General features: G+C 71.2%; 18 protein-coding genes and 1 tRNA gene. 11 read left to right on the top strand and 8 right to left on the bottom strand.

Annotated features, from left to right (window positions below):
• Positions 1-23: 23 nt before the first annotated feature.
• Positions 24-935: a DMT family transporter gene (locus tag Q0741_RS26130; RefSeq protein WP_298236125.1), complete on the bottom strand. Its 912-nt coding sequence runs from the start codon at positions 933-935 to the stop codon at positions 24-26.
• 231 nt (positions 936-1166) lie between these two features.
• On the opposite strand from Q0741_RS26130, the gene Q0741_RS26125 reads away from it, so the two are divergent.
• Complete coding sequence (locus Q0741_RS26125) at positions 1167-2555, top strand: phosphomannomutase/phosphoglucomutase (protein WP_298236124.1); 1389 nt, start codon at positions 1167-1169, stop codon at positions 2553-2555.
• Positions 2556-2577: 22 nt separating this feature from the next.
• On the top strand, positions 2578-3861 hold the full coding sequence (locus tag Q0741_RS26120) for a 3-deoxy-D-manno-octulosonic acid transferase (protein ID WP_298236123.1): 1284 nt from the start codon (positions 2578-2580) through the stop codon (positions 3859-3861).
• 25 nt (positions 3862-3886) lie between these two features.
• Here Q0741_RS26120 and Q0741_RS26115 read toward each other — a convergent pair whose 3' ends face one another.
• The 3 genes from Q0741_RS26115 to Q0741_RS26105 all read right to left on the bottom strand — a co-directional run bounded on the left by Q0741_RS26115 (position 3887) and on the right by Q0741_RS26105 (position 6339).
• The gene (locus Q0741_RS26115; RefSeq protein ID WP_298236122.1) at positions 3887-5233 is read right to left on the bottom strand and encodes a TolC family outer membrane protein; all 1347 of its coding nucleotides are present in this window, start codon (positions 5231-5233) and stop codon (positions 3887-3889) included.
• An 89-nt stretch (positions 5234-5322) separates the two neighbouring features.
• Positions 5323-5658, bottom strand: coding sequence for a rhodanese-like domain-containing protein (locus Q0741_RS26110; protein ID WP_298236121.1), 336 nt, complete (start codon positions 5656-5658; stop codon positions 5323-5325).
• Between the two features lie 15 nt (positions 5659-5673).
• Positions 5674-6339, bottom strand: coding sequence for a protein-L-isoaspartate O-methyltransferase (locus tag Q0741_RS26105; protein ID WP_298236120.1), 666 nt, complete (start codon positions 6337-6339; stop codon positions 5674-5676).
• Between the two features lie 112 nt (positions 6340-6451).
• Between Q0741_RS26105 and Q0741_RS26100 the strand changes: the two genes are divergently transcribed.
• From Q0741_RS26100 to Q0741_RS26090, 3 genes are all read left to right on the top strand, one after another.
• Positions 6452-7021 carry a hypothetical protein gene (locus Q0741_RS26100; RefSeq protein ID WP_298236119.1) on the top strand — a complete coding sequence of 190 codons (570 nt, stop codon included), beginning with the start codon at positions 6452-6454 and terminating at the stop codon, positions 7019-7021.
• Positions 7022-7098: 77 nt separating this feature from the next.
• Positions 7099-7959: an undecaprenyl-diphosphate phosphatase gene (locus Q0741_RS26095; protein ID WP_298236118.1), complete on the top strand. Its 861-nt coding sequence runs from the start codon at positions 7099-7101 to the stop codon at positions 7957-7959.
• Positions 7960-7993: 34 nt separating this feature from the next.
• Positions 7994-8671 (top strand): glutathione S-transferase family protein, encoded by a 678-nt coding sequence (locus Q0741_RS26090; RefSeq protein WP_298236117.1) that lies wholly within the window; start codon positions 7994-7996, stop codon positions 8669-8671.
• Positions 8672-8770: 99 nt separating this feature from the next.
• Here the strand turns inward: Q0741_RS26090 and trmB are convergent, their stop codons facing one another.
• Entirely contained in the window at positions 8771-9481 is a 711-nt protein-coding gene (gene trmB / locus Q0741_RS26085) for a tRNA (guanosine(46)-N7)-methyltransferase TrmB (protein ID WP_298236116.1), read from the bottom strand.
• A gap of 152 nt (positions 9482-9633) precedes the next feature.
• Here trmB and Q0741_RS26080 point away from each other — a divergent pair.
• Positions 9634-9708: transfer RNA gene (locus Q0741_RS26080), tRNA-Gly, on the top strand.
• 97 nt (positions 9709-9805) lie between these two features.
• On the top strand, positions 9806-10711 hold the full coding sequence (locus tag Q0741_RS26075; protein WP_298236115.1) for a GGDEF domain-containing protein: 906 nt from the start codon (positions 9806-9808) through the stop codon (positions 10709-10711).
• Positions 10712-10781: 70 nt separating this feature from the next.
• On the opposite strand, the gene Q0741_RS26070 is transcribed toward Q0741_RS26075, so the two are convergent.
• Positions 10782-11696, bottom strand: a complete 915-nt coding sequence (locus Q0741_RS26070; protein WP_298236114.1) for an aspartyl/asparaginyl beta-hydroxylase domain-containing protein — start codon at positions 11694-11696, stop codon at positions 10782-10784.
• 80 nt (positions 11697-11776) lie between these two features.
• A complete protein-coding gene (locus Q0741_RS26065) occupies positions 11777-13267 on the bottom strand; it encodes an NAD-dependent succinate-semialdehyde dehydrogenase (RefSeq protein ID WP_298236113.1) in 1491 nt (496 codons plus the stop codon).
• Between the two features lie 383 nt (positions 13268-13650).
• Between Q0741_RS26065 and alaS the strand changes: the two genes are divergently transcribed.
• A complete protein-coding gene (gene alaS / locus Q0741_RS26060; protein ID WP_298236112.1) occupies positions 13651-16278 on the top strand; it encodes an alanine--tRNA ligase in 2628 nt (875 codons plus the stop codon).
• Between the two features lie 105 nt (positions 16279-16383).
• Here alaS and Q0741_RS26055 read toward each other — a convergent pair whose 3' ends face one another.
• On the bottom strand, positions 16384-17181 hold the full coding sequence (locus Q0741_RS26055) for a ChaN family lipoprotein (RefSeq protein ID WP_298236111.1): 798 nt from the start codon (positions 17179-17181) through the stop codon (positions 16384-16386).
• 72 nt (positions 17182-17253) lie between these two features.
• Between Q0741_RS26055 and coaBC the strand changes: the two genes are divergently transcribed.
• The 3 genes from coaBC to Q0741_RS26040 form a co-directional block, all read left to right on the top strand.
• Positions 17254-18483 (top strand): bifunctional phosphopantothenoylcysteine decarboxylase/phosphopantothenate--cysteine ligase CoaBC, encoded by a 1230-nt coding sequence (gene coaBC / locus Q0741_RS26050; RefSeq protein ID WP_298236110.1) that lies wholly within the window; start codon positions 17254-17256, stop codon positions 18481-18483.
• Positions 18484-18645: 162 nt separating this feature from the next.
• Positions 18646-19107, top strand: a complete 462-nt coding sequence (gene dut / locus Q0741_RS26045; RefSeq protein WP_298236109.1) for a dUTP diphosphatase — start codon at positions 18646-18648, stop codon at positions 19105-19107.
• A 155-nt stretch (positions 19108-19262) separates the two neighbouring features.
• Positions 19263-20515 (top strand): efflux RND transporter periplasmic adaptor subunit (locus Q0741_RS26040; RefSeq protein WP_298236108.1); only part of this gene is annotated, 1253 nt, incomplete at its 3' end.

Here is a 20515-nt window from a genome sequence, read left to right as displayed (position 1 = left end):
CTTTATCGGAGCCGCGGGCCCGCTCAGCGCGCGGGCTTGCCCGGCTCCCGCGCCGGGCCGAAGGGCTGCCACCAGCCGGTGGCCAGGCTGGTGCCCAGCAGGATCACCGCTCCGCCAGCCAGCATCGACAGCGTCACCGCCTCCTGCAGCACCAGCGCGCCCCACAGTACCGCGAACAGTGGGATCAGGTACGTCACCGTCGTCGCGTTGGCCGGTCCCACCCGCGCGATGAGCCGGAAATACAGCACGTAGGCCACGCCCGTGCTCAACACCCCCAGCGCCAGCGCCGCGCTCCAGGCCGTGGCGCCTATGGGCTGCGCCGGCCACGCCAGCGCCGCAGGTAGCGCCAGAGCCAGCGTGGCCACCATCTGGCTGCCGGTGGCCAGCGCCAGCGCCGGCACGCCCGTGAGCCAGCGCCGCGTCGCATTGGCCGCGATGCCGTACATCAGCGTGGCCGCCAGGCAGGCCAGCACCGCCAGGCCCGTGTCCGCCGCGCCGCCCTTGAAGCTGGCTTTGTCCCAGGCCAGGCCCAGCACGCCGGCGAAGCCCAGCGCCAGGCCCAGCAGACGCTGCCCGTCCAGCCGCTCGCCCAGCCACAGCCACGCCACCAGCGCGCCCCACAGCGGCGTGGTGGCGTTGAAGATGGAGGCCAGCCCGGCGCTGATGGACTGCGCCGCGTAGCTGTAGCAGAGGAAGGGCAGGGCCGAGTTCAGCAGACCCACCACCGCCAGCGCGCCCCAGCGCCCGCGGCAGGCCGCCATGGGCTGCGGCAAGGTGAACAGCAGCAGCGGCAGCAGCACCGCGCTGGCCACGGCCACGCGCAGCGCCGCCAGCGCCGAGGCGCCGAAGGCCGGCACGGCCAGCCGCATGAACAGGAAGGAGCCGCCCCACAGTGCCGCCAGCAGCACCAGCTCCAGCCGGTCGCGTCCCTTCATGCCGGCCTCCCCGTGTGCGCGGCTCCAGGAGCCGGGTCGTTGCCGTTGAAGGGCAGGCAAGGGACGCGGGCCGCGCGGGCACGGCAGTGGCCCCTGGAGGCCGCGATCGATGTGAACTGCATCGTTCGATCATAGGCAGCCGCCGGGCGCAACCCGGTGCGCCGGCATCGGTCGTGCTGGCCATGGAAGGCCCATGGGGGCTGCCTACAATCACCCGCCAGGAGGACATCCATGCAAGCAGCCGCATCCGCGTTCAAGGCCTACGACATCCGCGGCGTCGTGGGACAGACGATCGACGAGACCTTTGCCGAGCACCTGGGCCGGGCCTTCGGCACCGAGGCGCTGGCCGCCGGTGAGCGCGCCGTCGTGGTGGGCCGCGATGGCCGTGTCTCCGGCCCCGGCATGGCCGCGGCGCTGATGCGCGGCCTGGCCTCCACCGGCCTCGACGTGGTGGACATCGGTGCCGTCACCACGCCCATGCTCTATTACGTGGCCGCCACGCGCGGCGAGTTCGGCTGCCACAGCGGCATCCAGGTCACCGGCAGCCACAACCCCAAGGACTACAACGGCTTCAAGATGGTGCTGGCCGGCCGCGCCATCTACGGCGAGGAAATCCAGGGCCTGCGCCGGCGCATGGAGGCCGAGGACTATGCCCAGGGCGAGGGCCGCATCGGCGCCATGGACATCGTCCCCGAGTACACGCACCGCATCGTCAGCGACTGCAAGCTCGCGCGCCCGATGAAGATCGTGGTGGACTGCGGCAACGGCATTCCCGGCGCCACCGCCCCGGCCATCCTGCGCGCGCTGGGTTGCGAGGTGATCGACCTCTACAGCCGCGTGGACGGCGACTTCCCCAACCACCATCCCGACCCCAGCAAGCCCGAGAACCTGGCCGACCTGATCAAGGTCGTGAACGCCACCGAGGCCGAGCTGGGCCTGGCCTTCGACGGCGACGGCGACCGCCTGGGCGTGGTCACGCGCGACGGGCAGATCATCTACCCCGACCGCCAGCTCATGCTGTTCGCGCGCGACATCCTGCAGCGCCACCCGGGCGCGCAGATCATCTACGACGTCAAGTGCAGCCAGCGCCTGACCGAGGTGGTGCGCGAGGCCGGCGGCCAGCCGCTGATGTGGAAGACCGGGCACTCGCTGGTCAAGGCCAAGCTCAAGGAGACCGGCGCGCCCATCGCCGGCGAGATGAGCGGCCACATCTTCTTCTCCGAGCGCTGGTACGGCTTCGACGACGGCATGTACACCGCCGCGCGGCTGCTGGAGATCCTCTCGCGTGCGGAAGACCCCAGCGCCGTGCTCAACGCGCTGCCGCAGAGCTTCAACACGCCCGAGCTCAACGTCGCCTGCGAGGAGGGCGAGCCGCACGCGCTGATCGAGAAGCTGCGCGAGACCGCGCAGTTCCCGGGCAGCGAGCTCATCACCATCGACGGGCTGCGCGCGGACTATCCCGACGGCTTCGGCCTCATCCGCGCCTCCAACACCACGCCGGTGCTGGTGATGCGCTTCGAAGGCCACACCAGCGAGGCGCTGGAGCGCATCGAGGCGGACTTCATGGCCGCGCTGCGCGCCGTCAAGCCCGACGCCCGCATCGCCGCCGCGGCGCACTGAGCCCGCCAGAGGCCGCACGGCAGTGGCTGCGCTTGCGCGCTCGCTCTACGGCAGCTTGCTGTGGACGCTGACCCCGGCCTACCTGCTGCGCCTGTGGCGGCGCGGCGCCAAGGAGCCGGCCTACCGTGAGCGCCTGGGCGAGCGCCTGGGCCGCTACGAGTACCCGGCGCCGCCGCCGCGGCGGCTGCTGTGGCTGCACGCGGTGTCGCTGGGCGAGACGCGCGCGGCCGCGCCGCTGATCGCCGCGCTGCGTGCACTGCGCCCGGACCTGCGGCTGCTGCTGACCACCAGCACCGCCACCGGCTGGACCGCCGGGCACGCGCTGCTGCACGCCGGCGATGTCCACACCTGGCTGCCCTACGACACGCCGGGCGCGGTGCGCCGCTTCCTGCGCCACCACCGCCCGGTCATGGGCGTGCTGATGGAGACCGAGGTCTGGCCCAACCTGCTGCACGTCGCCCAGCAGGAGGGCGTGCCCATGGTGCTGGCCAACGCGCGGCTGAGCGCCAAGAGCCAGCGCCAGGGCGAGCGCTACGCGTCGCTGATGCGTCCGGCAGCGGAGAGCTTCCTGCGCGTGCTGGCGCAGACGCAGGACGACGCGCAGCGCCTGCGCGACATGGGCGCGCCCTCGGTGGAGGTATGCGGCAACCTGAAGTTCGACATCGCGCCGCCGCCGGCGTTGCTGGAGCGCGGGCAGCGCTGGCGCGCGCGGCTGCAGCGCCCGGTGGTGCTGGCGGCGAGCACGCGCGAGAACGAGGAGACGCCGCTGCTGGCGGCCTGGCGCGAGCTGCCGCAGCCGCGCCCGCTGCTGGTGCTGGTGCCGCGCCATCCGCAGCGCTTCGACGAGGTGGCGGGCCTGGTGGCGCAGGCCGGCTTCAGCTGCGTGCGCCGTGGCAGCTGGGGCGAGGGCGATCCGCCGGAGGAGGCCGCGCAGGCCGACGTGTGGCTGGGCGATTCCATCGGCGAGATGGCGACCTACTACGCCTGTGCCGATGCCGGGCTGCTGGGCGGCAGCTTCGAGCCGCTGGGCGGGCAGAACCTGATCGAGGCCGCGGCCTGCGGCTGTCCGCTGGTGCTGGGGCCGCACACCTTCAATTTCGCCGAGGCTGCGGAGCTGGCGGTGCAGGCGCGCGCGGCGATGCGTGCGGCCGACATCCGGCAGGGCGTGGTCTATGCGGCCATGCTGGCCATCGACCCGCAGCGCAACGGCTGGGTGGAGCGGGCTCTCACCTTCGCCAGCCGCCACCGCGGCGCCACCGAGCGCATGGCCGAACGCATCGTGGGGCTGCTGCCGGCGGTGATTTGAGGGGCGGCGTCCGCCCCAGGTCCGGTCAGGGCGCCGCCGTCTCCAGCATCCCCTCCACCGGCGCCAGGTCACCCGGCTCCAGCAGGCCCGCGGCCTGGCGCAGCCGCAGCGCGCCCACCAGCAGGTCGTAGCGGGCGCGGTAGAGGTCGCGCTGCGTGGTGTAGAGCTGGGTCTGGGCGTTGAGCACGTCCAGGTTCACGCGCACGCCCACGCGGTAGCCCAGCTGCGTGGCCTCCAGTGCCAGGCGGCTGGAGTTCTCCGCCGCCTCCAGCGCGCCGACCTGCGCGCGGCCCGACTGCACCGCGCTCCAGAGCTGGCGCGTCTGCAGCGCGATGCTGCGCTGCGTGGCTTCGAGGTCGTTGCGCGCTTTCTCTTCCAGGCGCAGCGTCTCCTCGACGCGGTTGCTGATCGAGCCGCCGGCGTACAGCGGCATGTTGAGCTGCACGCCGATGCTGCGCGTCTGCGTGGTGCCGTTGGTCAGCGACGTGCGCACGCCTTCGCCGTTGGTGTTCCCGCGCGAGATCGAACCCACCAGGTCCACGGTGGGCAGCGCGCCGGCGCGGGCCTTTTCGGTTTCCAGCCGCGCAATTTCCAGCGCGGCCTGCGCGCGCTGCGCCTGCGGATGCAGCGCACGGCTGGCCTCAACCCAGGGTTCGACGGACTCGGGCGCCAGCTCCGCCGGCAACCGCACCGGCTGGCGCAGCGGCAGCGGCTGCACGCCACTGCGGCCCACGAGCTGGTCCAGCGCGGCACGCTTGGTACGCAGGTCGTTGTCAGCCGCGATTTCCTGCGCCGTGGCCAGGTCGTAGCGCGCCTGCGCCTCGCGCGTGTCGGTGACGGTGGCGGTGCCGACCTCGAAGTTGCGCTTGGCCGAGGCCAGCTGCTCGGCGATGGCCTTCTTGCTCGCGCGCGTGGTGCCCAGCGTGTCCTGCGCCGACAGCACGTCGAAGTAGGCCTGCGCCACGCGCACGAGCAGGTCTTGCTCGGCCACCTGCAGCTCCGCCAGCGAGCCCTCCAGGCTGCGCTGGGACTGGGCGATGGTGGCGTCGTTGGCGCGGTTGAACAGCGGCTGGCGGCCGTTGAGCGCCAGCTGCTTGGCGTTGGAGTCGCGCGAGGAGCTGGCGCCCGAGGAGCTGCTCGTGCTGCCGTCGGTGCGCGTGGCGCTGCCGGCCAGGGCGATGTTGGGGCGGTTGAGCGCGTTGCTCTGGGCCGCGCGGTACGGGGCCGACTCGGCCAGCGCGCGCGCGCTGAGGTAGGCGGCGTCGAAGCCACGCGCGGCCTGGTACAGCTCGGTCAGCCCCTGCGCTTGCGCCGTGCCGGCCAGTGCCAGCAGCAGGCCAACCAGTCGGCGGAGTTTCTTCGGAGACGGCATGTGGGGCAGGGGAAGTGTTGGCGGGCCGCCGCCGGGCGGCCCGGGAGTCTTGTCTTGTCAGCCAGGGCGCGGCACGGCCGCCCGGGGTTTCAGTAGCGCGGCAGCGCCCGGTCCATCTCCAGCGACCAGGCATCGATGCCGCCCACCACGTCCCAGACCTCGTCGAAACCGTTGCGTTCCAGCCAGGCCGCCACGTGGGCGCTGCGCACGCCGTGGTGGCACAGGCACACGATGGGCGCGTCGTCGGGCAACTCGTTCAGGCGCGAGCTCAGCTCGCCCATGGGAATGTCCAGCGCGCGCGTGCCCGGCAGGCGCAGCGCGGCGCGCTCGATCTCCCAGGGCTCGCGCACGTCCAGCAGCACGGGCTCGCGCGCGGACTGCGCCTGCAGGAAATCCTGCAGCTCGGTGACGTGAAGGCGCGGCATCGCTCGGTCAGCGCCTCAGAAAGCGAAGCGCGGCGGCTCGGGGAACTTGAGCAGGCGCGGCGCGACGGTGTCGAAGAGGTACACCTCGCCGAACTCACGCTCGCCAGTGCGGGTGATGAGCGTGGCTCGCATCATCGGCTCCTGGCCCACGATGGCCACCAGGCGGCCGCCGATCTTGAGCTGCTCCAGCAGCGCCTGTGGCACCGAGGCCACCGAGCCCGACAGCACGATGGCGTCGAAGGGCGCCTCGCCGGGCAGGCCCTGCGAGCCGTCGGCCTTGCGCACGGTGGCGTTGGTCACGCCGGCGCGCTTGAGGTTGGCCTGGGCCAGATCCACCAGCTCCGGGACGATCTCCAGCGTGAACACCTGCTGCGCGCGGTGCGCCAGCAGCGCGGCCATGTAGCCCGAGCCGGCCCCGACTTCCAGCACCTTCTCGTGGCGCTGCAGCCGCAGCTCCTGCAGCAGCCGGGCTTCGACCTTGGGTTCGAGCATGCATTGGCCGGCGGCGCCGCCTTCGCGCAGCGGCACCATCATGTCCACGAAGGCCAGGGCCCGCTGCGACGTGGGCACGAAATCCTCGCGCTTCACCACGCCCAGCAGCGTGAGCACTTCCGAATCCAGCACATCCCAGGGGCGGATCTGCTGCTCGATCATGTTGAAGCGGGCTTGTTCGACGTTCATGGTTGTGTGGGTGAGACGGCGTGAATCGACGGCGCGGATTCTAGGCGGCCCCCGTGTCATGGGGCTTGCGGCGGCGCCAGAAGCGTTGCGCGCGACTGCCTAGAATTTCTCCATGACCCTCTCGCGCCGCCGTTTGCTGCTCTCAGGCCTCGCGCCGCTGGGCCTCGCGCTGGTGGGCTGCGGCAGCCTCGGGCTGCCCTCGCAGCTCACCCTGTCGCAATCCGAGCTCGACGAGCGCCTGGCGCGGCGCTTTCCGCGCACGCAGCGGGTGCTGGAGGTGCTGGACCTCACGCTGAGCGCGCCGCGGGTGGCGCTGCTGCCTGAGCAGAACCGCCTGGCCTGCGACTTCGCGCTGCAGTTGCGCGAGCGGCTGTTCGACTCCAACTATGCCGGGCGCATCGGCTTCGACGGCGCGCTGCGCTGGGAGGCGCAGGACGCCACGCTGCGCCTGTCGCAGGTGCGCGTGCAGCGGCTGGACTTCGACACCCTGCCGCGCGGGTTGCCGGCCTCATCGCAGCGCGTGGGCCGGCTGCTGGCGGAGCAACTGCTTGAAGGCCTGGCGCTGTGGCAGATGCCCGAGGAGCAGCGCCGGCGGCTGCAGCGCGCGGGGCTGGGCGTAGGGCCCATCGACGTCACCGAGCAGGGGCTCGTGGTGCAGTTCACGTCCGTGTCCACACGCTGACCGTTGCCGCGACAACCGTCGCGGGCGCGCCACAGCCGGCGGCTAACATCACCGGCTTTGCGCTGAGCGGAGCTGACGTGGACTGGATGCTGCTGTTGAAGGCCGCCGTGATGGGCGTGGTCGAGGGTCTGACGGAGTTCCTGCCGATTTCTTCCACCGGGCACCTGATCCTGGCCGGTTCGCTGCTGAACTTCGGCGGCGAGACGGCCAAGGTGTTCGAGATCGCGATCCAGACCGGCGCCATGTTCGCCGTGATCTGGGAGTACCGCCAGCGGCTGCTGGGCACGGTGCGCGGGCTGGGCAGCGGCGACCCCGTGGCGCGCCGTTTCGCGCTCAACGTGGTGGTGGCCTTCATCCCGGCGGTGGTGCTGGGGCTGGCGCTGGGCAAGACCATCAAGGCACACCTGTTCAAGCCCGTGCCGGTGGCGATGGCCTTCATCGTGGGCGCGCTGCTGATCCTGTGGATCGAGCGCATCCACCGCGCCCGCTACGGCCAGTCCGACACCGAGGGCGAGCGCCTGGCGCGCGTGGAGACGGTGGACCAGATGAGCGGACTGGACGCGCTCAAGGTCGGGCTGCTGCAGTGCCTGGCGCTGATCCCCGGCACCAGCCGCTCCGGCGCCACCATCATGGGCGCGATGCTGCTGGGCTTCTCGCGCAAGGCCGCCACCGAATTCAGCTTCTACCTGGGCATCCCGACGCTGATGGGCGCGGGCGCGTACTCGGTGTGGAAGCAGCGCGATGCGCTCTACCTGCATGACCTGCCGATGTTCGCGGTGGGCACGGTGGTGGCCTTCGCGAGCGCGCTGCTGTGCATCCGCTGGCTCATCCGCTACGTCTCCACGCACGACTTCGTGCCCTTCGCCTGGTACCGCCTCGTCTTCGGTGCCATCGTGCTGGTCACGGCCTACACGGGCTGGGTCGAGTGGGTGGACTGACCCGCAGGCTTTTCAACGACGAAGGAGTTCCGAGATGCGTCTGGTGATCGGCAACAAGAACTACTCCTCCTGGTCCATGCGGCCCTGGGTGCTGATGAAGCACTTCGGCATTCCGTTCGAGGAGGTGAAGCTGCGGTTCGACTTCACGCCGGGCTCGGACTTCTACCGGCAGCTCGCCGCCTTCACACCCGTGGGCAAGGTGCCGGTGCTGATGGACGGCGATTTCGCGGTCTGGGACACGCTGGCGATTGCCGAGTACCTGGCCGACCGCTGCCCCGAGCACGCGATCTGGCCGCGCGACCCGAAGACGCGCGCCCGCGCGCGCTCGATCTGCGCCGAGATGCACGCCGGCTTCGGTGCACTGCGCAGCAAGTGCGGGATGAACATCGAGGCGCAGCTGCCAGAGGCGGGCGCGCAGGCGATGGCCGACGCGGCCGTGCAGCGCGACGTGGCGCGCATCGTGGCGATGTGGCAGGACGCGCTGCGCGCCAGCGGCGGCCCCTTCCTGTTCGGCGAGTTCTCGGCGGCGGACGCCTACTACGCGCCCGTGGTGAGCCGGCTGAAGACCTACGCGCTGCCGGTGCCGCAGGACGTGGCCGACTACATGGCCCGCGTGTGGGCCTCGCCCGGCGTCGCGGCCTGGGTGCAGGACGCGCTGGCCGAGCAGGACTTCCTGGACTTCGAGGAGCCCTACCGCGCCTCGCGCGCCTGAGATCCGGAAGCAACCCGTTCGGGCTGAGCCTGTCGAAGCCCTCGTGGCTGGTCAGCCTGCAGGCCCTTCGACGGGCTCAGGGCGAACGGGGAAGGGACTTCAGCGCTTCCTGAACACCAGGTCCCACACGCCGTGGCCCAGGCGCAAGCCGCGGGCCTCGAACTTGGTCAGCGGCCGGTAGTCGGGGCGCGGCGCGTAGCCTTCGGCGGTGTTGCACAGCGCCGGTTCGGCGGAGAGCACCTCCAGCATCTGCTCGGCGTAGGGCTGCCAGTCGGTGGCGCAGTGCAGGTAGCCGCCGGGGGCCAGCCGCGTGACGAGCTTGGCCACGAAGGGCGACTGGATCAGGCGACGCTTGTTGTGCTTCTTCTTGTGCCAGGGGTCGGGGAAGAAGACGTGCACGCCGGCCAGCGAGGCGGGCGCGACCATGTGTTCCAGCACCGGCACCGCGTCGTGCTGGACGATGCGCAGGTTCGTGAGCTCCTGCTCGCCGATGCGCTTGAGCAGCGCGCCCACGCCGGGGGTGTGCACCTCCACGCCGATGAAGTCGTGGTCCGGCAGCTTGGCGGCGATTTGCGCCGTGGCGTCGCCCATGCCGAAGCCGATCTCCAGCACCAGCGGCGCCTGGCGGCCGAACACGGCGGAGGGGTCCAGCGGCGTGTCCTGGTAGGGCAGCACGAAGCGCGGGCCCAGCTCGGACAGCGCGCGCTGCTGGCCCGTGCCCATGCGGCCGGCGCGCAGCACGTAGCTGCGGATGGCGCGCTCGCGCGTTGGGGTGGAGGGCGTCGGGGCGGAGGCGTCGTCGGTCGTCATGGCGGAAAGCGGGATGAAGCGCGCCGCGGACGGAAGGCGGCGCCAAAAGGGGCCGCATTGTGCCGTGCGCGCCACACCCGGCCGGCGCGGGACGGAAAGAGGCGCCGGCCGGGGCGAAAGCCCCGATCCCGGTGCTTATAATGCGAGGCTTCGCGGGCGTCGTATAACGGCTATTACCTTGGCTTCCCAAGCCAAAGACGAGGGTTCGACTCCCTTCGCCCGCTCCAGAGAACCACTCCTTCCAGGGCCGCCTCGTGCGGCCCTGGTCGTTTTTTCGGCGGTCGTACCATGCGGCGCATATGCCAGCGCCTGGAGGAGGCCGCCATGAATCCCTTGCGCGTGATCGCTGTCGGCGCCCAGCCGCCCATGCTGGAAGCCACCGGCTGGGGCGACTTCCAGCTCCAGCCCTGCGACGACCTGGATACGGCCGCCATCCTGCTGCAGCAGGCCCCGGCCGATGCGCTGTGGGTGGCGCTGCCCAACGCGGCAGCGCTGCAGGCGCTGCTGCACTGGCCCTCGCTGTCGCCCACGGTGCTGGACTGCGCGCTGGTGGTGAGCCTGGCATGGCCCGTGGACGGCTTGGCGCTGGTGCGCCGCGGCGTGCAGGACCTGCTGCCGCTGAACGCGCCGGCCGGCGAGGTGGCGCGCGCGCTGCGGCTGGGCGTGGAGCGCAAACGGATCCAGCGCGCCGAGCGCGGCGCCTGGGCCACCGACGTCGCCACCGGGTTGCCCAACCACGCGCAGCTCATCGAGCATGTCAGCCACCTGCTGGCGCTGCGCGAGCGCGAGCCCGCGCCGATGGCGCTGCTGGCCGTGCGCGTGGAGGGCTTCGCCACCGTGCAGGCGCGGCTGGGCGGCGAGTCGGCCCACGTGCTGCGGCGCAAGGTGGCGGTGCGGCTGCGCGCCGGGCTGCGCGCCAGCGACGTGGTGGCCTCCATCGGCGCCGACAGCTTCGCCGTGCTGCTGGCCTGGATCGACGCCCCGGGCGACGCGCGCAAGGTTGCCGACAAGCTCGTCGCCGCGCTGCAGCGTCCTTTCAGCTTGCAGGGCGAGGCCGTGGCGGTGGGCGTGGCCATGGGCATCAGCCTGAGCCCGGAGGACGGCAAGGACGCCCACGAGTTGCTGCGCCGCTCGGTGGCGCTGGCCGCCGCGGCGCCCGCGCTGGGACGCGCCGGCTACGCCAACTTCAGCGAGCGCGGCGCGGTGCCAGCGGCCAACGACGAGGAATAGCGCGGTGCCCGTTGCGCCATGAAAAAGGGCCGCAAGCGCGGCCCTCGTCAATCGCAGCGGTGGGTGAGGCTCACCAGAACAGCGCCCACAGGGCGCCCAGGATCAGCGCCCACTTGCCCACGTAGTAGGTCGTGCGGCTGCGCGCCTTGAGGTCCTTGGCCTTCTTGCGCACGGCATAGAAGCCCTGGAAGAAGCGGTTCAGCGCGCCCACGTGCTCGCCGGGCACGTTCTGCGTCGCCGCGGCGGCCATCACGTGGCGCGCGAAGAGGCGGTTGAACCAGCGTGCCGGCGCGAACCACAGCGGCCGCTCCACGTCGCAGAACAGGATCACCCGCTGCTGCTGCGTGGTGTTGGCGGCGTGGTGGATGTAGGTCTCGTCGAACATCACCGCCTCGCCGTCGCGCCAGTGGTAGCGCTGGCCGTCCACCTCGATGTAGCAGCCCGCGTCGTTGGGCGTGGACAGGCCCAGGTGGTAGCGCAGCGAGCCGGCGTAGGGGTCGCGGTGCCGCACCAGCGTCGCGCCCGGCGGCAGCGAGGCGAACATCGCCGCCTTCACCGACGGGATGCTCTTGAGCAGCTTCACCGTCTGCGGGCACTGCTGCTGCGCCGAGGGCAGGTCCTGCCCGTACCAGCTCAGATAGAAACGCTTCCAGCCGGTGCGGAAGAAGCTGTTGAAGCCCAGGTCGGTGTGACCCTCGGCGGCGCGGATGGCGCCGCCCTCGTTCAGCCGCATGGCCTCCTCGCGGATCAGCTGCCAGTTGTCGCTCAGCACCTTCATCTCGGGAAACTCGCGCGGGTCGATGTAGGCCCCGCGTGGCGTGCGCGAGAACAGGTACATCAGCGCGTTCACCGGCGCCAGCAGCACCTGGAAGTCCAGCAGCGCACGCACCATGCCGAAACGCACGCGGCCGCGGAAATGGGCGTACAGCGCGGAAACGACGAAAACCAGCAGCACCCAGTGCCGCGTCTCTAGAGCAAGGTTCATGGGGTCGAAGAACAGCGAACCGGCCGGGGGCCGCGCCGGGCGCGCGGCGACTCCCTCGGCCGGGGTCTGGGCGGGCGCGATTATTTCTGAATGTCACCCAGGCAGAGATACTTCATTTCCACATAGTCCTCGATGCCGTGGTGCGACCCCTCGCGCCCCAGGCCGGACTGCTTCACGCCGCCGAAGGGCACCTCGGCGGTGGAAATGATCCCGGTGTTGACGCCCACCATGCCGTACTCCAACGCCTCGCCGACGCGGAAGATGCGGCCGATGTCGCGGCTGTAGAAGTAGCTCGCCAGGCCGAACTCGGTGGCATTGGCCAGCTCGATGGCCTCGGCCTCGGTGCTGAAGCGTTGCACCGGCGCCACAGGGCCGAAGGTCTCCTCGCGCGTGCACAGCATCTCGCGCGTGACGTCGGCCAGCACCGTGGGCGCGTAGAACAGGTTGCTGCCCAGGCCCTGCACGCGCGCGCCGCCGCCCATGAGCCGTGCGCCCTTGTCCAGCGCGTCGGCCACGTGCGCCTCCACCTTCTCCAGCGCCGCAGGCTCGATCAGCGGACCCACCTGCACGCCGGGCTCGAAGCCGTTGCCCACCTTGAGCTGCGATGCGCGTTCGGTGAGCTTGGCCACGAAAGCTTCATACACGCCGTCCTGCACGTACAGCCGGTTGGCGCAGACGCAGGTCTGGCCGGCGTTGCGGTACTTGCTCGCCAGGGCCCCTTCGACGGCGCTGTCGATGTCCGCGTCGTCGAAGACGATGAAGGGCGCGTTGCCGCCCAGCTCCAGGCTGAGCTTCTTGATCGTGGGCGCGCACTGCTGCATCAGGATGCGGCCGACCTCGGTGGAGCCGGTGAAGCTCAGGTGCCGCACGGTGTCGCTGTCGCACACCACCTTGCCGACCTCGATCGAGCGCTGCGCATCGGCGGTGATGACGTTGAGCACCCCCGCGGGCATGCCCGCGCGCTGCGCCAGTTCGGCCACCGCCAGGGCGGACAGCGGCGTGGCCTCGGCCGGCTTGATCACCACCGGGCAGCCGGCGGCCAGTGCCGGCGCCACCTTGCGCGTGATCATCGCGATCGGGAAATTCCAGGGCGTGATGGCCGCGCACACGCCGATGGGCTGCTTGAGCACCAGGTAGCGCTTGTTGTTGTCGGTGGTAGGCACCGTCTCGCCGTAGACGCGCTTGGCCTCCTCGGCGAACCACTCGATGAAGCTGGCGCCGTAGGTCACCTCGCCGCGCGCTTCCGCCAGCGGCTTGCCCTGCTCGGCGGTCATCAGCCGCGCCAGGTCCTCGGCGTTCTGCAGCAGCAGCTGGTACCAGCGCATGAGGATGGTGGCGCGCTCCTTGGCGGTCTTGGCGCGCCACGCCGGCCAGGCCTTCTCGGCGGCCTGGATGGCCGAGCGCGTCTCGGCGGCGCCCAGGTTCGGCACCTCGGCCAGCGCTTGGCCGGTGGCGGGGTCGCGCACCTCGAAGCGCGCCTCGGCGCCGACCCACTCGCCGCCGATGAGCGCATCGGTCTTGAGCAGGCTGGGGTCCTGGAGCTGGGCCAGCGGGGTGGAGCTCGTGTCCATGGTGGTCGTCCTCTTGGTGATGGCGGTGGGCGGCGCGCCGGGCCGGCGCCACCCGTGGGTCGATGACTCTAGCGTGCGGGGTCGGCCGGCGTCGCCGGCGCGGTTTGCGCTGGCGCAGGGGGCGTCGATGAAACCGCGGCGCGTGCGCGCGCATGACGCGTTTGGGCGCATGGCCTGCGCTTCGGTACGCTACTCAGCTCGGAAGGCGCCCCGGCGCGCACGGCCCGCCGCGGCAGGCGGGCACCGCGGCGCTCCTATAATCGAAAGTTTCGGCCGGGCAAGGACTTACGCAAGTTCAGACAAGCTCCGAGGCGGCGCCCGCAGCGCGCCGCGCCCCGGTTCCGAGACCCCAACACCTTCGAGCAATCGAGAAAGCCGCCGGGATGAAAGCCGCCGAGATCCGCCAGTCCTTCCTGAAGTTCTTCGAGTCCAAGGGCCACACCATCGTGGCGTCCAGCCCCGTGGTGCCTGGCGACGACCCCACGCTGCTGTTCACCAACGCGGGGATGAACCAGTTCAAGGACGTGTTCCTGGGCTTCGACAAGCGCCCCTACAGCCGCGCCACCACGGCCCAGAAGTGCATTCGCGCCGGCGGCAAGCACAACGATCTCGACAACGTGGGCTACACCGCGCGGCACCACACCTTCTTCGAGATGCTGGGCAACTTCAGCTTCGGCGACTACTTCAAGCACGATGCCATCCAGTACGCCTGGGAGCTGCTGACCAAGGTGTTCAAGCTGCCCGAGGACAAGCTGTGGGTGACGGTCTACGCCGAGGACGACGAGGCGTATGAGATCTGGAACAAGACGGTGGGCGTGCCGGCCGAGCGCATCGTGCGCATCGGCGACAACAAGGGCGCGCGCTACGCCTCCGACAACTTCTGGATGATGGGCGACACCGGCCCCTGTGGCCCGTGCACCGAGATCTTCTACGACCACGGCCCTGAGGTCGCCGGCGGCCCGCCCGGGTCGCCCGATGAGGATGGCGACCGCTACATCGAGATCTGGAACAACGTGTTCATGCAGTTCAACCGCGACGAAGCGGGCGTGATGCACAAGCTTCCGAAACCCAGCGTCGACACCGGCATGGGCCTGGAGCGCATTGCGGCGGTGCTGCAGCACGTGCACTCCAACTACGAGATCGACCTGTTCGTGAGCCTGCTGCAGGCGGCCAAGAAGATCGTGGACGCGGCCGGTGCCGGCGACTGCGATCAAAACTCGCCCTCGCTGAAGGTGATCGCCGACCACATTCGCGCTTGCGCCTTCACGGTGGCCGACGGCGTGATCCCGGGCAACGCCGGCCGCGGCTACGTGCTGCGCCGCATCACGCGCCGTGCCATCCGCCATGGCTACAAGCTGGGCGCGCGCGTGCCTTTCTTCCACAAGCTGGTGGAGGAACTGGTGTTCCAGATGGGCGACGCCTATCCCGAGCTGCGCCAGGCGCAGCTGCGTGTGACCGAGGTGCTCAAGCAGGAGGAGGAACGCTTCTTCCAGACCATCGCCAACGGCATGGAGATCCTGGAAACCGCGCTGGCCCAGAAGCCCGCCGTGCTCGACGGCGAACTGGCCTTCAAGCTGCACGACACCTACGGTTTCCCGCTGGACCTCACGGCCGACGTGTGCCGCGAGCGCGGCCTGACGGTCGATGAAGCCGGCTTCAACGCCGCCATGGCGCGCCAGCGCGAGCAGGCGCGCGCCGCGGGCAAGTTCAAGATGGCGCAGGGCCTGGAATACAGCGGCGCCGAAACCACCTTCCACGGTTACGAGCGGCTGCTGACCGAGGAGAGCCGGGTGGTGGCGCTGTACGTGGATGGCACGCCCGTGAACCGCGCCGCGGCCGGCGACGACGTGGTGGTGGTGCTGGACCACACGCCCTTCTACGCCGAGAGCGGCGGCCAGGTTGGCGACCGCGGCGAGCTGCGCAACGCGCGTTCGCATGTGATCGTGGACGACACGCTCAAGATCCAGGCTGCCGTGTTCGGCCACCACGGCCGCATCGTCGAGGGCGAGGTGGAGGTGGGCGACGTGTTCACCGCCCGCGTGGACGCCGAGCAGCGCGCGCGCACCGTGCGCAACCACAGCGCCACGCACCTGATGCACAAGGCGCTGCGCGAGGTGCTGGGCGCGCACGTGCAGCAGAAGGGCTCGCTGGTCAACGCCGAGCGCACGCGCTTCGACTTCACACACAACGCGCCGCTCACCGCCGAGCAGATCCGCAAGGTCGAGGCGATCGTGAACGCCGAGATCCTGGCCAACCACGCCACCGACGCCGCCGTGATGGCGCTGGAGGACGCGCAGAAGTCGGGCGCGATGATGCTGTTCGGCGAGAAGTACGGCGAGACGGTGCGGGTGCTGACCATCGGCTCCAGCAAGGAGCTCTGTGGCGGTACGCACGTGCAGCGCACGGGCGACATCGGCCTGTTCAAGATCGTGGCCGAGGGCGGCGTGGCGGCGGGCATCCGCCGCGTGGAGGCCGTCACGGGCGAGAACGCGCTGGCCTACCTGCAGTCGCTGGAGAGCACGGTCAGCAGCGTGGCCGGCACGCTCAAGGTCACGCCGGCCGACGTGCCCGCCCGCCTGGCGCAGACGCTGGAGCAGGTGCGCGCGCTGGAGAAGGAAATTGCCGCGCTCAAGGGCAAGCTCGCCTCGTCCAAGGGCGACGAGCTGCTGGCGCAGGCGGTGGACGTCAAGGGCCTGAAGGTGCTGGCCGCCACGCTGGACGGTGCCGATGCCAAGACGCTGCGCGACACCATGGACAAGCTCAAGGACAAGCTCAAGAGCGCGGCCATCGTGCTGGCGGCGGTGGACGGCGCCAAGGTGCAGCTGGCCGCGGGCGTGACGGCCGACGCGATGGCCAAGGTCAAGGCCGGCGAGCTGGTGAACTTCGTGGCCCAGCAGGTGGGCGGCAAGGGCGGCGGCAAGCCCGACATGGCCATGGCCGGCGGCACCGACGCCGCCAAGCTGCCCCAGGCGCTGGCCTCGGTGCAGGGCTTCGTGGCCGAGCGGGTTTGAGCTGACTTGAGCCGCGGGCGCCGGTGACGGCGCCCTGGAATTGAAGAGCCCGTCGCGTGGATGCGCGACGGGCTTTTTGTTGGGCGTCTGGAAGCGGGCAGGGCGCTACTTCTTCCGCAACTGCTCACACGGATCCGGCCCCGGCGAGAACGCCGCCGGCAGCGTGCGGTCCGAGGGCAGGACGTCGCTGGGCGCTTCGCCGAACATGGTCACGTGCAGCTCCTCGGCCTTGAGGCCCAGCTGCTGCAGATGCAGCGGCACGCCGCGGTCGCGCGCGGCGTGCTGCGCGCCGGAGAGCAGCAGCACCTGCCGTCCCGGCGCCGCGTCCTGCAGCGCCTGCACCACGGTGCGCGCCATGCTCTGGTCGCGCGCGAGCTGGATGCGCAGCATCCCGCCCTCGTGCTCCTGCGGCAGCAGCCCGCAGTGGCCATCGCGGATGGCGGTCCGGAGCTGGTCGTTGACGGCGGGCGGGAGGAGACCGTCCAGGGACGCGTTCTGCATCGCCTCGCGCATGTCGCGGCGCGGCAGGTTGCCGCCCAGCACCGGCACCTCGGCACGCACGGCGGACATCACGACGTCTTTGTAGGTGTCCCAGGGCCAGGCCGCGGCGCTCCAGCGCAACGCCTCCTTCACCGAGGCCTCGTCGGCCGTCCCGGGCAATCGCGCGGTGCTGCCGCCCTGCTCGGCCATCTCCAGCACCACGGCGGCCAGCCGCTGGCGCGAAGCCAGCTCGCGCACCGCCTGCGCCACCTGGCGCTGCTGGTCGGGCTGGTCATGCTGCTCGCCGTAGAGCAGCACGCGCGGCGAGGAGGGCGGGATGCCGGCCCAGGCGGCCAGCGACAACGACAGCAACAGCGGGGGCAGGCACAGCGGCAGCTTCATCGGGACCTCGACTGGAGACATCTCCGGCGCATGAAAAGCCCGCCGGCGGGGCCAGCATAGCGAGCGGCGTGCCCCTGATAGAGTGCGCGCCTTATGACGCAACCCCCCGATCTCGCCGGCCGGCACATCGTGCTCGGCCTCTCCGGCGGCATCGCTTGCTACAAGTCGGCCGAGCTCGTGCGCGAGCTCACCCGCGCCGGCGCCAGCGTGCAGGTGGTGATGACGCCGGCGGCCGAGCAGTTCATCACCGCGGTGACGATGCAGGCCCTTTCCGGACGCCCCGTGGTGCGCAGCCAGTGGGACGAACGCCAGCCCAACGCGATGGCGCACATCAACTTGAGCCGCGAGGCCGACGCGATCCTCATCGCTCCTGCCAGCGCCGACCTGATCGCGCAGCTCGCGCAGGGCCGCGCCGATGAGCTGCTGAGCCTGCTGTGCCTGGCGCGCCCCTTCGCCTCCGGCCACGAGCGCGTGCCGCTGCTGCTGGCCCCGGCCATGAACCGCGAGATGTGGGCGCACCCGGCCACGCAGCGCAACGCCGCCCAGGTGGTGGCCGACGGCGCGGTGCTGCTGGGCCCGGCCCACGGTGACCAGGCCTGCGGCGAGATCGGCGACGGCCGCATGCTGGAAGCGGTGGAGCTGCGCGACGCGCTGATCGCCTTCTTCACCCCGAAGCTGTTGCAGGGCCGGAAGCTGCTGATCACCGCCGGCCCGACCTTTGAGCCCATCGACCCGGTGCGCGGGCTCACGAACCTCTCCAGCGGCAAGATGGGCTTCGCCATCGCGCGCGCGGCGCAGGAGGCGGGGGCGGAGGTCACGCTGGTGGCCGGCCCGGTGCACCTGGACACGCCGGCCGGCGTGCGCCGTATCGACGTGCGCACCGCGCAGCAGATGTTCGATGCCGTGCTGCCGCTGGCCGAGCAGCACGACGTCTTCGTGGCCACGGCCGCCGTGGCCGACTGGCGCCCGGCAGGGGTGTCGGACGCCAAGATCAAGAAGCAGGCCGACCGCGCCGTGCCGGGGCTGGAGCTGGTCGAGAACCCCGACATCCTGGCCGCGGTGGCGCGGCTGCCGCGTCCGCCTTACTGCGTGGGCTTCGCCGCCGAGAGTCACGACCTCGCCAGACACGCGCGAGAAAAACTCCGCCGCAAGAATGTGCCGCTGGTGGTGGGCAACCTGGGGCCCGCGACCTTCGGCCGCGACGACAACGCGCTGCTGCTGGTGGACGCGCAGGGTGACCGCGAAGTGCCCGCCGCCTCCAAGCGCACGCTGGCACAGGAGCTGGTGCGGGAGATCGCGCAGCGCCTCGGCGCCCGAAGCTGACCCAGCCGCCCAACCACTCCGTCATGCCCGCGCAGGCGGGCATCCACGTGTACCGAAACGTCGCCGGTGGAGCTGTTCTCCCGTGGTGGCATCCCGGCAGGCGTGGATGCCCGCCTGCGCGGGCATGACGGACTTGTTTTTGATCCGGAACACAGAACACCCATGACCACCATCGACCTGAAAGTCCTCGACCCCCGCGTGGCCGAGCGTTATGACGAGCTGGCGCCGAGCTACGCCACGCCGGGCAGCGCTGGGCTGGATCTGCGCGCCTGCGTGGACGTGCCGCTGGTGCTGCAGCCCGGCGACGCGGCGCTGATCCCCACCGGCATCGCCATCCATATCGGCGACCCCGGCCTCGCCGCGATGCTGCTGCCGCGCTCGGGCCTGGGCCACAAGCACGGCCTGGTGTTGGGCAACCTCGTCGGCCTCATCGACGCCGACTACCAGGGCCCGCTGATGGTGAGCTGCTGGAACCGCGGCAAGGAGCCCTTCACCGTGCAGCCGCTGGAGCGCATCGCGCAGATGGTGATCGTGCCGGTGGTGCAGGCGCGCTTTCGCCGCGTCGAGGAGTTCGGCGCCTCCGAGCGCGGCCAGGGCGGCTTCGGTTCCACAGGGCGGGCCTGAGCGCCAACTTCTGACGGTCCGCCCCGGGTTGGCTCGCATCAATGCGCCGACCGGACGGCCGATAAATGCCCCTCGCCAGCTACAGGCTGACGGCTTGCTGAAACGACCGCAAGCCGGCAATTTCTTCCTCCCAGACGTCGGACCGTAGTTCTTCCATGTCCAAGCCCAAAGCGGCTGCCCTGGCGGCGGTCCTCATCGTTGCCGGCCTGTCCGGCGCTTGGTGGTTCAACGGCCGCAAGGAGGCGTCGCCCGCCGCTTCGGCCAGCGCGGCCAGCGCGCCGGGCGCCGGCGCTTCGGCGGTGGCAGTGAGCATCACCAGCGTGGTGGCGCAGCAGCGCGACGTGCCGGTGCAGTTGCAGGCGCCGGGTACCGTCACGGCGCTGCGCAGCGTCGAAGTCAAGCCGCAGGTCGCCAGCGTGGTGACGCAGGTGCACGTGCGCGAAGGGCAGAACGTCAAGCGTGGCGAACTGCTGTTCACCCTGGACGCGCGCAATGACGAGGCCAACGTGGCGCGCGCGCAGGCGCAGCTGCTGCGCGACCAGGCCACCGCCGCCGATGCCCAGCGCCAGCTCGCGCGCAGCCTGGAGCTGCTGGAAAAGGGCTTCGTCTCGCAGGGCGCGGTGGACACCGCGCGCGCCCAGGCCGAGGCGCAGGCGGCACTGGTGGCGGCCGACCGTGCCGCGCTGGAGGCGGCCAAGGTGGCGCTGTCCTACAGCCGCATCGTGGCGCCGGGGGACGGGCGCATCGGCGCCGTCAACGTCTATCCGGGCACCACCGTGTCGCCCACCGGCACGGCGCTGCTCACGCTGACGCAGATCGATCCCATCGCCGTGTCCTTCAGCCTGCCGCAACGCGAACTGCCGGCGCTGCTGGAGCTGCTGGGCCAGGGCGGCGGCCAGGTGCAGGCGGCGCTGCCGGAAGGGCGCAAGCCGCGCATCGGCAAGCTGCAGTTCGTGGACAACGCGGTGGACCTGGCCTCGGGCACCGTGCGCGTGAAGGCGGTGTTCGACAACCCCGACCAGGCGCTGTGGCCCGGCGCCTTCGTGGACGTGAGCCTGACGGTGCGCACGCTGCGGGGCGTGGTCGTCGTGCCCCAGGCGGCCATCATCCAGGGCCCGCGCGGCGCCACGCTGTTCGTGGTCGAGCCCGAGGGCCTGGCGGCGCTGCGGCCGGTGCGCGTCATCCACTCCGCCGGCACCGATGCCGTGGTGGACGGCGTGCGCCCCGGCGAGCGCGTGGTGGTGGACGGCAAGCAGAACCTGCGTTCCGGCTCCCGCGTGACCGAGCGCAGCGTCGGCACGCCCACGGGCCCCGGCGGCGAAGGCGCCGGCGGTGCGGGTGGCGCCGGCAGCCAGCCCGGCGGCGGTGCCGGCCAGGGCAGCGGCAACGGATCTGGCGGCGGAGGCGG

Source organism: uncultured Azohydromonas sp., from assembly GCF_937926365.1.
GTDB lineage: Bacteria > Pseudomonadota > Gammaproteobacteria > Burkholderiales > Burkholderiaceae_C > Azohydromonas.
The sequence above is the reverse complement of the archived record's forward strand: the minus strand, read 5'-3'. Positions and strand labels throughout refer to the sequence as shown.